Here is a 12,105-nt window from a genome sequence, read left to right on the forward strand (position 1 = left end):
GGAACGGGCGCGTGAGGAGACGTCTCGACCCGCGCAACTGGGCGAGCTGGAAGCCCTTCGGGATCGGCGAGCGCAAGCCGAACAACTACCTGGAGCTGGTCAAGGCGTTCCGGTCGGTGAAGGGCAACCGCCGCTACGCCTGGCGGCTCCTCACCCAGGGGACCTGCGACGGGTGCGCGCTGGGGACCAAGGGCATGCGCGACTGGACCATGGACGAGGTCCACCTGTGCAACATCCGGCTCCGGCTGCTCAAGCTGAACACCATGCCCGCGCTCGACGTCTCGCTGCTGGCCGACGTCTCCGGCCTGGAGCGCAGGCGCAGCGCGGAGCTGCGCGACCTGGGGCGCCTGCCGTACCCGATGCTGCGGCGGGCGGGCGAGCCCGGTTTCACCCGGATCGGCTGGGACGAGGCGCTGGACCTGGCCGCGCCGCACCTGCGCGACGGATCCCGGTTCGGGGTCTACCTGACCAGCCGGGGCGTGCCGAACGAGAACTACTTCGCCGCGCAGAAGGCGGTGCGGGCGCTGGGCTCGAACTCGGTGGACAACGCGGCCCGGATCTGCCACTCGCCCTCGACCGTGGCGCTCAAGCAGTCGATCGGCGCGGCGGCCACCACCTGCTCCTACACCGACTGGATCGGCTCGGACCTGATCGTCTTCATCGGCTCCAACCCGTCGAACAACCAGCCGGTCGCGATGAAGTACCTCTACCACGCCAAGAAGGCCGGGACGAAGGTCGCGATGGTCAACGCCTACCGCGAGCCCGGCATGGACAAGTACTGGGTGCCGTCCAACGCCGAGTCCGCGCTCTTCGGCACGAAGATCACCGACCATTTCTTCGGGGTGAACGTCGGCGGCGACATCGGGTTCCTGAACGGCGTGCTCAAGCACCTGATCGAGACCGGCCGGGTGGACGAGGCCTGGGTGGCCGAGCACACGACCGGCTTCGAGGAGGTGCGCCAGGCCGTCGCCGGGCAGTCCTGGGAGGAGCTGGAGGCGCTGTCGGGCGCGACCCGGGAGCGGATGCGCGAGCTGGCCGGGCTGCTGGGCGAGGCGAGGTCGGCGGTGCTGGTCTGGTCGATGGGCATCACCCAGCACACCTACGGCGAGGACAATGTCCGGGCGATCGTGAACCTCGCGCTGGCCAGGGGCTTCGTCGGCCGCGACCACTGCGGGCTGATGCCGATCCGCGGCCACAGCGGCGTGCAGGGCGGCGCCGAGATGGGCGCCTACGCCACCGGCCTGCCCGGCGGCCTGCCCGTCACCGAGGAGAACGCCCGGCGCTTCGCCGATCTGTGGGGCTTCGAGGTGCCCACCGGGCCCGGCCTGACCGCGACCGACATGATCGACGCGGCCCACTCCGGCGAGCTGGACGCCCTCGTCTCCAGCGGCGGCAACTTCCTGGAGGTCCTCCCCGACCCGGCCTACTGCCGCGAGGCCCTGTCGCGCCTGCGGCTGCGCGTGCACGTCGACATCGTGCTCTCGTCGCAGATGCTCGTCCCCGCCGACGACGGCGACGTGCTGCTGCTGCCCGCCCAGACCCGCTACGAGATGGCCGGCGGCGTCACCGAGACCTCCACCGAGCGGCGGATCATCTTCTCCCCCGAGGTCGAGGGCCCCCGGATCGGCGAGGCCCGGCCCGAGTGGCAGATCTTCACCGAGCTGGCCGCCCGCGCCCGGCCGGAGCTGGCCGACCGGCTCCGCTACTCAGGCACCGCGGAGATCCGCGCGGACATCGAACGGGCCGTGCCGTTCTACGAGGGCATCGCCGGGCTGTCGGCGTTCGGGGACAACGTGCAGTACGGCGGGCGGCACCTGTGCCCCGGCGGCCGGTTCCCCACCCCCGACGGGCGGGGACGCTTCGCCCCCGTCTCCCTGCCGGCCCTGGAGCGCCCCGACGGGTCGTTCATGGTCGCCACCCGGCGCGGCAAGCAGTTCAACAGCATGGTCCACGAGCGGCGCGACGGCTTCAACGGCGCCACCCGCGAGGCCGTCCTGATCAGCGCCCACGACGCCGACCGGCTCGGCCTGGCCGACGGCGACGCGGTGGAGCTGCGCGCGGTCGCCGGGGAGCGGGCGTTCCGCGGCCGGGTGCTGCGGGCCCCGCTGATGCCCGGCAACCTGCAGATCCACTGGCCGGAGGGGAACGTCCTGCTGGACGCCTCCCGCCGCTCCCCCGACGCCCGCATTCCCGACTACAACGCCCTCGCCACGATCACGAAGCTGCCCTCGTGACCACCGGCGACGGTGTCGCCCGAGGCGGGCCGGATCCGTCTCCCGGCGGGACCGGCGCCCCGGGCGGAGGGCAGGAGCCGCAGGTGGACGAGGCCCGGCCGCCGGGGCCGACCACCCGGGTGCGGATCCGGGAGTTCTCCGGCGGAGCGGTGCGGGACCGGCGCGACGACCTGGCCACCGAGGAGCCGCTGGAGATCCGCTTGGCGGCGGGCGGCGAGCACCGTACCGTCGCCGTCACCATGCGCACCCCCGGCCACGACTTCGAGCTGGCCGCCGGGTTCCTGTACGGCGAGGGCGTCGTCCCCACCGGAGGATCCACTGAGGGATCCGCCGGGGAGCCCGGCGGCATCGCGTCGATCTCCTACTGCACCGACGCGGACGTGGCGCCCGAAGCGCGCCGCAACACGGTCACCGTACGGCTGCGCGGCGCGCGCCTGCCCGCGCTGCCGACGCTGGAGCGGCACTTCACGACCTCCAGCGCCTGCGGCGTCTGCGGCGCCGCCAGCCTCGACGCCCTGCACTCCCGGCACCCGGTCCCGGTGACCGAGCCCGGCCCGCTGCTGTCCCCGCGGACCCTGTACGGCCTGCCGGACGCGCTCCGGCGGGCCCAGGGCGTGTTCGGCAAGACCGGCGGCCTGCACGCGGCGGGGCTGTTCACCCCGGACGGCGCCCTGGTGGCGCTCCGCGAGGACGTGGGGCGGCACAACGCGGTGGACAAACTGGTCGGCCGGGCTCTGCTGGACGGCCGGCTGCCGCTGGCCGGGCAGGTGCTGATGGTGAGCGGCCGGACCAGCTACGAGATCCTGCAGAAGGCCCTGGCCGCGGGCGTGCCGGTGGTCTGCGCGGTCTCCGCGCCGTCCTCCCTGGCGGTGGACCTGGCCCGCGAGTTCGGCATCACGCTGGTCGGCTTCCTGCGCGGCGAGCGCTTCAACGTCTACTCCCGCCCGGACCGCGTCCGCGCTCCCGCGCCCGGCCGCTGATCCGCCCGGCTGCCCAGGCCGAGGACCGGTCTCCTCCCGCCGCCAAGGCGACTCTGAGAGAAGTACAGTTCTGATAACTGTACTTCTCACAGAAGGCGGACGGATGCGGAAGCCGGAGGACATGTTCGACCGCGACCGCGAGTGGGCGGCGCTGGTGAAATTCGCGACCGACGAGCAACCGGGGGCCACGCTGGGCGTCGTCTCGGGCCGCCGCCGCCAGGGCAAGAGCTTCCTGCTGGAGGCACTCTGCCAGGAGCTCGGCGGGTTCTACTTCTCGGCGCAGGAGGCGACCGACACCGAGTCCCTGACGCTCATCGGGGATGCCCTGACCAGGCATCTCAATCCGGTGATCCCGTTCACGCCGTCGAACTGGTCCATGGTGATCGACGTCCTGCTGCGGATCGGGCAGGACCGCCCGGTCCCCGTGGTGATCGACGAGTTCCCCTACCTCGCCCGCGCCAACCCGGCGCTGCCCTCGATCATCCAGAGCGCCTACGCTCCCCGCCGGGCCGAGCGCACATCCTCGAAGACGCGCCTGCTGCTGTGCGGCTCGGCCATGTCGTTCATGGGGAGGCTGCTCTCCGGCAACGCGCCGCTGCGCGGCCGGGCGTCGCTGGACCTGCCGGTCAACACCCTCGACTACCGGCTCGCCGCGCGGTTCTGGGAGCTGGACGACCCCCGGCTCGCCCTCATGGTCCACGCCGTCGTCGGCGGCACGCCCGCCTACCGCACCGAGATGATCCGTTACGACGCGCCCCGCGACACGGCCGACTTCGACGACTGGGTCGTCCGGGCCGTCCTGTCTCCGGGCAGCCCGATGTTCCTGGAGGCGCGCTACCTCCTCGCGGAAGAGCCCGATCTGCGGGACGGCGCCCTCTACCACTCGGTGCTGAGCGCCATCGCCGAAGGCAACAGCGGGCGGGGCGGGATCGCCGGGTACGTGGGCCGCAAGAGCAACGAGCTCTCCCATCCGCTGACCGTCCTGGAGGACGCCGGGCTCATCGAGCGCGAGACCGACGCCTTCCGCGGCAACCGCACCGACTTCCGGATCAAGGAGCCGCTGCTCGCCTTCTACCACGCGATGATGCGCCCCTTCTGGCCGCAGCTCCTGCGCGGCACCGCCACCGAGCAGATCTGGCAGCGCGTCCGGCAGCGGTTCACCGGGAACGTGCTCGGTCCGCACTTCGAGCGGGTGTGCCGGGAGTGGACGCTGTACTTCGCCGAGGAGCGCTTCGGCGGCTGGCCCGCCCAGGTGACCGCCGGGACCGTCAACGATCCGGCCGCCCGGACCACGCACGAGGTGGACGTCGCGGCCGTCGGCCACGCCGAGGACGGCATACCCCCGCTGCTCGCCATCGGAGAGGTCAAATGGGACGAGACGATGGGGCTCGGACACCTGGCGCGGCTTCGGGACATTCACGGGCTGATCCGCCGCAACGACAGATACGACAGCTCGCAGACCCGGCTGGTGTGCTATTCCGGGGCCGGATTCACCGAGGAACTCCTCCAGGCGAGGGACCGCGGAGAGGTCGACCTGGTCGGGCTCGACGACCTGTACGGCCCGGCCTGAGCCCGCCGCCGACCACATCGGCGGACCTTCGTAGTCACCACAGCGCAATCCGGCTGGATCGACGGTGGCCGCGGTTTCCCACGCTCACGAGAAGCGAAGAACTAGACTAAGTCTAGCTAACCCAGATCGACAGGAGGGGAACGTGGCAGGCGAGGCGGCCGAGCAGTTCAACATCCACGAGGCGAAGACCCAGCTCTCCAGGATCCTGGAGCGTGTGGAGCACGGCGAGGAGGTGGTCATCTCCCGAGCGGGCCGGCCCATCGCGAAGGTCGTACCGCTCAGGACATCCGTCCGCCGCCGTGGCCGGGGGTCCCTGCGGGGGACACTCGCCATGGCGGATGACTGGGACACACGACAGGTCAACGAGGGCATCGCCGGGGAGTTCGGGCTCTGACCATGCGGCTGCTGCTGGACACCCACGTGATCCTCTGGTGGCTCTCGGACGACGAGACGCTGTCCGGCGAGATCAAGGACCTGATCGACACGGAGAGCGACGTCTTCGTGAGCGCGGCCACCATCTGGGAGGTGGGCATCAAGCAGGCTCTCGGCAAGCTCGCGCCGGCGGATCTCCCGGAGAAGATCCTCGGCTGCGAGCTGCGCGAACTCGTGATCACGCCCACGCACGCCCTCACCGCGGCCCGGCTGCCGCCCCTGCACCGCGACCCCTTCGACCGCATGCTCATCGCGCAGGCGCGCTGCGAAGGACTGACACTGGTCACCCGGGACGAGGAGATCCAGAAATACGACGTCATGCTGCTCCGCGCCTGACCTTCACCGCGGCCTCGGCGCTCATCGGAGACGCCCTGGCCAGACGTGTCGATCCGGTGATCCTGTTCACGCCGTCGAACTGACCCATCGCGGGTCTCCTGCTGCGGATCGGCCAGGGGCGAACCCATGGCCGCACAGGGAGTGCAGGCAGAGCCCTAAATTCGCAGATTATCTACGAAATCACGAGTATAGTGACCACATACATGCGGGAAGAAGGAGTGCCGTGCTGATCCGCTTCGAGGTGGCCAACTTCCGTTCGGTGCTCGATCCCGTCGAGTTGTCGATGGTCGCCGTCGATCGGGATCGAGCTGAGGCACGTCCAGCACCCAATCTGGGCGAGAGCCTGCTGCCCGTCGCGGCCGTCTTCGGCCCCAACGCCTCGGGCAAGTCGAACGTCATCGCCGCACTAACCTGGCTGCGAAACGCCGTCCAGGATTCACTGCGCTTCTGGGACGACGGGATTCCCGTCGAGCCGTTCGCGTTCTCCGGAGGCGGAGACCGGCCCTCGGAGTTCACCATCGAGGCCGTCGTGTCAGGCGTGCGATTCGAATACGTCGTCGAACTCGACCGGCAAGCGGTCCGCTACGAAGCCTTGTTCCACTATCCGGAGAAGAAAAGGCGACGGATATTCGAGCGCGAGGGGAACGAACTCAAGCTCCAACGTGGTCTCGGCAGCTTATCGGGCACGCGCGAACTGCTGACGGCTCGCACACTCGCGCTGTCGATCGCCCGGCGATTCGAGGAGCCTCTCGTCTCCGACTTCGCGCATGGCCTGACCTCGACTCAGACACTCGGATTGATGTCACGCAGCAAGCGACCTTCGTATTACGGCTCCGCGCGTTCGACACTTCGCTGGTTCGAAGACGCTTCCGACGGCGACCAGCTGTCGTTGCCGGGATTCGAGGAGCTGGACAGATCCTTCCAAGCAGATCGGAACCAGGCCCTGGCTCTGCTGCGACTGGCCGATCTCGGCATCGACGACGTGATGATCGATGATCAGGAGATCCCCTACCTGGAAGGCACGCGAACACAGCGCAGAGTACGTCTGGTCCACCGGACGGCGCACGAAAGAGTACCGCTCGATTTCGCGGTGGAGTCAGAGGGCACGCGTACCTGGTTCCAGCTCATCGGACCGGTACTGGCCGCGCTCAGGTCCGGATCGCTGCTGCTCTTCGACGAACTGGATGCGAGCCTTCATCCGACCCTGTCCATGCAGCTGATCCGGCTCTTCCATGACCCGACGACGAACCCGGCAGGCGCACAGCTGGTCTTCACCTCCCATGACACGAGTCTGCTCAATCACCTCAACCGGGACGAGGTGTGGCTGACCGAGAAGACGGAGGAGGGCATGACCCGCCTCGGCGCACTGGCCGAATTCGCCGGCGAGCGGGTGAGAAGGTCCCAGAATCTGGAGAAGGCGTACCTGCACGGCCGGTTCGGCGCGTTACCGGATGTCGACCGTACCGAAATCCTCCGCGCACTCGGACTGATCGGCTGACTCGGATGGCAACGCGAAGAGGCAGGCCGAAAGGCCTCAGACGGAAGGTCGCCAACCGTCCAGAACGCAAGACCGTTGTGGTGTTCTGTGAAGGTGAAGCCTCCGAACCCGACTACGTAGGTGCTTTGAAACGGCTTCCGGAGGTCCGCGCCAACACCTCCGTCAGCATCGAGATCGATCCCGAGCAGGGCGTCCCGCTGACCCTGGTGAAACGTGCGATCGAGCGAATCCGCGACGACGAAGTCGATGAGTGCTGGTGCGTGTTCGACGTCGAATGGCCCCAGAACCACCCGAACCTGAGGCAAGCCGTACGACTGGCCGATGAGCATGGGATCCACCTGGCCGTCTCGAATCCCTGCTTCGAGCTGTGGCTGATCCTTCACTTCGAGGACCAGACTGCTTTCATGAACACCAGCGACGCCGAGCGCAGGAGTCGCAAACTCGACGACGTCCTGGAAAACGGATCGACGCCGATCAGTACATGCCGCGGCGGCAAGCGGCGTCACAACGTGCGGCTCTGCTGACCAAACGTCACGAACAGAACCAGAGCTCGTTCCCCGGCGACAATCCATCCTCCACAATGGGCGACCTGCTCAAAGCGATCGAGCCTTGAACGGGACCGGACAAGAGCCGCTGCCCCGTGACATCGCCATGGCAGGCGGGCGGCCGGGCGCGTACGGCCCTGTGGCGGGGCCGTACGGCGCGGCTCGGGTCAGCCGGTGTTCTGCAGGCCGGCGGCGACGCCGTTGACCGACAGGAGCAGGAGCGTCGACAGGCGGTCGCGCTCCTCGTCCGGCAGGTCGTCGGCGCGCAGCCGGGACAGGGCGCGCAGCTGCAGGTGCGAGAGCGCGTCCACGTACGGGTCGCGGAGCTGGACCGCGCGCGACAGCACCCGGCGGTTCTCCAGCAGGCGGGTGTGGCCGGTGACCTCCAGGACCAGGCGGCGGGTCAGGTCGTACTCGGTGAGGACCTGCTCCAGGAAGTCCTCCCGGCCGCCGAGGGCCAGGTAGCGGGAGGCGATGTCCCGGTCGGTCTTGGCCAGGGACATCTCCGCGTTGTCCAGCAGGGCGGCGAACAGCGGCCACTCGCGGTAGGCGGCGCGCAGCTCGTCCATGCCGGTCGCGGAGGCGACCGCCGCCAGGCCGCTGCCCAGGCCGTACCAACCGGGCAGGTTGACCCGGGTCTGCGCCCAGGCGAACACCCACGGGATGGCCCGCAGGTCGTCCAGCGACTTGGGGGCGCCCAGGCCGCGACGGGCCGGGCGGGAGCCCAGGCGCAGCGAGCCGATCTCCTCCAGCGGGCTGACCAGCGAGAACCACTCGGGGAAGCCGGGCGCCTCGGTGAGCGAGCGGTAGGCCTTCTCCGAGGCGGAGGCGACCTGCTGGGCCAGCGTGCGGAACCGTCCGGCGGCCTCGGCCGTGCGGGCCTCGACGGTCGGCGTGGAGGCCAGCAGCACCGCCGAGGTGACCTGCTCCAGGTGGCGGCGGGCGATGGCCTCGTGGCCGTACCGGGCGAAGATGACCTCGCCCTGCTCGGTGACCTTGAACCGGCCGCCGACCGAGCCGGGCGCCTGGGCGAGCACCGCCCGGTTGGCCGGGCCGCCGCCGCGGCCCAGGGCGCCGCCGCGGCCGTGGAAGAGCGTCAGCTTCACGTCGTGCTCCGCGGCCCAGGCGGCCAGCGCCTCCTGCGCCTCGTACAGCTTCAGGGTGGCGGCGGCCGGGCCGAGCTCCTTGGCGGAGTCGGAGTAGCCGAGCATGACCTCCAGCCGCCTGCCGCTCGCCGCGAGGCGGGCCTGGACGCCGGGGATCTCCAGCATCCCGGAGAGCACGGCGGGCGCAGCGGCCAGGTCGGCGCCGGACTCGAAGAGCGGCACCACGTCGAGCACCGGGGCGCGCTCGCCGAGCGCGTGCGCGGCCAGGTCGTAGACGGCGGCGATGTCGGCGGCCGAGCGGGTGAAGGAGACGACGTAGCGGGAGCAGGCGGTCACGCCGAACCGCTCCTGGATCCAGCCGATCGTCCGGACGGTGGCCAGGACCTCCTCGGTGCGCTCGGAGGTCTCGCCCTCGGCGATCTCGGCCAGCGCGGCGGCGTGGACCTGGGAGTGCTGGCGCACCTCCAGCTCGGCCAGGTGGAAGCCGAAGGTCTCCGCCTGCCAGATCAGGTGCTGCAGCTCGCCGTAGGCCTGCCGCCTGGCCCCGGCGGCCGCCAGGGAGTCCTGGGCGAGGCGCAGGTCGGCCAGGAACTCCTCCGGCGAGCGGTAGGCCAGGTCGAGGCCGCGCTGCCGGGTGGCGGCGATGCGGGCCGCGACGAACAGCAGCCACTGGCGGTGCGGCTCCCGCGGCGAGCGGGTGGCCATCTCCGAGACCAGCTCGGGGTGGTCGTGCTCGGCCTGGGTCAGCGCGGCCCGCAGCTCCGGCGAGGCCGGGGTGTACTCGGCGGTCACGGTGAGGGTCCGGCCGATCCGCGAGGTGGCGTTCTCCAGCGCGATCAGCACGTGCTCGGCCTGGATGAGCACGGCGTCGCGGGTGACCTTGGCGGTGACGTTGGGGTTGCCGTCGCGGTCGCCGCCGATCCAGCTGCCGTAGCGGATGAAGGGCCGGGCCAGCGGCTCGCGGGTGCCGCTGCCCTCGCCGAGCGCGGCGTCCATCGTCCGGTAGACCTGCGGGACCATCCGGAACAGCGTCTCGTCGAAGGCCGCCATGGCGGTGCGGACCTCGTCCAGCGGGTCGAGCTTGGTGTGCCGGAGCTGGGCGGTCCGCCAGAGCAGGTCGATCTCCTCCAGCAGCCGCCGCCGCGTCTCGGCGCGCTCGGCCGCGCCCGCTCGGGGCTGTTGTAGGCGGCGAGCTGGGCGCTGATCCGCTGGATCGCGGTGACCACCGCGCGCCTGCGCGCCTCGGTGGGGTGCGCGGTCAGCACCGGGTGCAGCCGCAGGTCGCCGACCAGCTCGGCGACGCGCTCGCCGCCGAGCTCCTGGACGGCCTGGGCCAGCGACTCGGGCAGCGGCTCCTCACCGGTGTCGCGGACGCGGAGCGTGCGGATGCGGAAGTGCTCCTCGGCCAGGTTCGCCAGGTGGAAGTAGCAGGTGAAGGCGCGGGCGATCTTGACCGCCCGGCTGACCGGCCATCCGGCGACCATCGAGGTGATCTCGTCGACGGAGATCTTCCCGCGGCGGGCCGCGATGACGGCTTTGCGGAGGCGTTCGACATCGGCGAGCAGGTCGTCGCCGCCGTGCTCGGCGATGACCTGGCCCAGCAGCCCGCCGAGCAGCCGCACGTCCGCGCGGAGCTCGTCGGGCATCTCGGTGACAGCGGAAGAACGTTCTGCCTGGTTGGGCGCGCTGGCGGACATGCCTGCCAGGGTATCGAGTCCGTTTTCCCCCGCGGCGACCGGTCTCACCTATTGGACTAGACCAATCGCAGGCCGCTCAGGCGGGCTGCGAGATCGAGGCCAGGATCTCCGGATACCGGGCGAAGCCGAGGTTCCCGGCGATCCTGCGGCCGACCGCGGCGATCAGCACGCCGTACGGCACGGCGACCGCGCAGACCCAGGTCGCGCCGAGCAGCACGGGCAGCGCGACGGGCAGCGCGAGCAGGGCGGTGCCGATCATCGTGCCGAACGAGCCCGCGAAGGCGATGCCGCCCTGGCCCGGGGCCGCGCCGGTGAAGGCGTTGAGCCGCTCCGGCACCGTGTACGGCATCAGCACGCTGCTCAGCGCGCCCACGCCCAGCCCCACCCCCAGCACGCCCCAGGCGGTGAGCGTCGCGGGCACCGCCCAGAGCGGGTTCCCGGCCAGGAATCCCGCGACCACGGCCAGCACGGTGAGCGCGGGGACCGCGATCACGGCCACGGCCAGGTGCCGCCCGGCGAGGTCGGTCCGCCAGTCCCGGGCGGTGCCGTACACCATGGAGTTCATCCACAGCGAGCGGCCGTCGATGCCGAAGGAGTTGCACGACTGCAGGCCGATCATCAGCGCGCCCAGGCAGGCGGGGCCGATGGCGAGCGCCGGGCCGGGGGTCGCGCCCTCGCTGCCGTTGTTGAGGGAGAAGGCCATCACGCCGGTGACCGCGAGGGCGGCGAACCAGCCGACCCGGCCGCGGGGGTCGCGGCGGGCGTACCGGAGCTCCTTGGTGGCGACCGCGGCGAGCGGGCCGTCGGGCAGGAAGCGGGCCAGCAGGCCGCGGGAGTTGCGGACGGAGGCCCCCTCGGTGGAGGCGTCCGTGGTGACCATGGCCCGGCGCAGGGCCGCGATCCACAGGAAGCCGAGCCCGGCGGCCAGGAGGGCGAGGAAGACCACCTCGGCCAGGGCCGCGGGCCCGCCGTCGGCGACGGCGTGCGCGGCCATGCCCGGCGGGGTCCAGCGCAGCACCGAGGCGATCTGGTGCAGCATCGCCTGCGGGTCTCCGGCGAAGCCCTGGTTGAGCAGGAGGTTGGGCAGCTGGGCGGCCAGGATGAAGAAGATCACCGAGACCGCGAGCACGTCCCGGCCGCGGCGGGTGCGCAGCAGGCCGGAGAGCGAGGTGGTGACCAGCCGGGAGGTGACGATGCACAGGGCGAACTGGAGCAGCACGGCCACCGTGCCGAGCAGCACGCCGCCGGCGCCCGCCGCCAGGCCGGCGATCGCGCCGAACGTGGCGAACAGCGTGGCGGCGGGCCAGACGCCGGTGACCGAGGCGGTGAACATGCCGGCCGCCAGCCGGCCCGTGCCGAGCGGGAAGAGCGCGAGGCGGGACGGGTCGAGCGTGTCGTCCAGGCCGAAGGCGAGCAGCGGGACGACCACCCAGCCGACCAGGAGCATGGTGAACAGCACGGTCACCACGTCGGCGGCGACCTGCGGGGACGCCGAGCGGAGCATGGCCATGGCGGAGAAGCCCAGGGCCGCGACGACGAGCGCGGCCAGCAGGGTGAAGATGAAGCCGAGCAGCCGGGTGGTGTCGCCGCGCAGGTTCCCGGCGATCAGCCTGAGCTTGAGCCGGGCGAACACCGCGGGCCCCACGGGGACGGCGCCCGCGCCCGCGGCCGCGTCGGAGCCCGGACCTCCCGCGCCCGGACCCGCGG

At 71.2% G+C, this 12,105-nt stretch carries 8 protein-coding genes and 1 pseudogene; 7 read left to right on the forward strand and 2 right to left on the reverse strand.

What is annotated here, in order from left to right; genetic code table 11:
- The first annotated feature begins 11 nt into the window (after positions 1 to 11).
- The 7 genes from ACWJ6R_RS04450 (at position 12) to ACWJ6R_RS04480 (ending at position 7,574) form a co-directional block, all read left to right on the forward strand.
- Positions 12 to 2,234 (forward strand): FdhF/YdeP family oxidoreductase, encoded by a 2,223-nt coding sequence (locus ACWJ6R_RS04450; protein WP_449060956.1) that lies wholly within the window; start codon positions 12 to 14, stop codon positions 2,232 to 2,234.
- A gap of 83 nt (positions 2,235 to 2,317) precedes the next feature.
- Complete coding sequence (gene fdhD / locus ACWJ6R_RS04455; RefSeq protein WP_449060957.1) at positions 2,318 to 3,214, forward strand: formate dehydrogenase accessory sulfurtransferase FdhD; 897 nt, start codon at positions 2,318 to 2,320, stop codon at positions 3,212 to 3,214.
- Positions 3,215 to 3,317: 103 nt separating this feature from the next.
- On the forward strand, positions 3,318 to 4,784 hold the full coding sequence (locus tag ACWJ6R_RS04460; protein ID WP_449060958.1) for an ATP-binding protein: 1,467 nt from the start codon (positions 3,318 to 3,320) through the stop codon (positions 4,782 to 4,784).
- 142 nt (positions 4,785 to 4,926) lie between these two features.
- Complete coding sequence (locus ACWJ6R_RS04465; RefSeq protein WP_449060959.1) at positions 4,927 to 5,178, forward strand: type II toxin-antitoxin system Phd/YefM family antitoxin; 252 nt, start codon at positions 4,927 to 4,929, stop codon at positions 5,176 to 5,178.
- 2 nt (positions 5,179 to 5,180) lie between these two features.
- The gene (locus ACWJ6R_RS04470; protein ID WP_189240213.1) at positions 5,181 to 5,552 is read left to right on the forward strand and encodes a type II toxin-antitoxin system VapC family toxin; all 372 of its coding nucleotides are present in this window, start codon (positions 5,181 to 5,183) and stop codon (positions 5,550 to 5,552) included.
- Positions 5,553 to 5,775: 223 nt separating this feature from the next.
- Positions 5,776 to 7,050, forward strand: a complete 1,275-nt coding sequence (locus ACWJ6R_RS04475; RefSeq protein ID WP_449060960.1) for an AAA family ATPase — start codon at positions 5,776 to 5,778, stop codon at positions 7,048 to 7,050.
- Between the two features lie 80 nt (positions 7,051 to 7,130).
- Positions 7,131 to 7,574, forward strand: a complete 444-nt coding sequence (locus ACWJ6R_RS04480) for an RloB family protein (protein ID WP_449060961.1) — start codon at positions 7,131 to 7,133, stop codon at positions 7,572 to 7,574.
- 188 nt (positions 7,575 to 7,762) lie between these two features.
- Here the strand turns inward: ACWJ6R_RS04480 and ACWJ6R_RS04485 are convergent.
- Together ACWJ6R_RS04485 and ACWJ6R_RS04490 are read right to left on the reverse strand one after the other, a co-directional pair.
- Positions 7,763 to 10,347 (reverse strand): annotated as a pseudogene (locus ACWJ6R_RS04485) (phosphoenolpyruvate carboxylase).
- A 127-nt stretch (positions 10,348 to 10,474) separates the two neighbouring features.
- Positions 10,475 to 12,105, reverse strand: a 1,631-nt coding sequence (locus tag ACWJ6R_RS04490) for a hypothetical protein (protein ID WP_449060962.1), incomplete at its 5' end; no start/stop codon positions are given.

The sequence above is a fragment of the Planomonospora algeriensis genome, assembly GCF_977012225.1.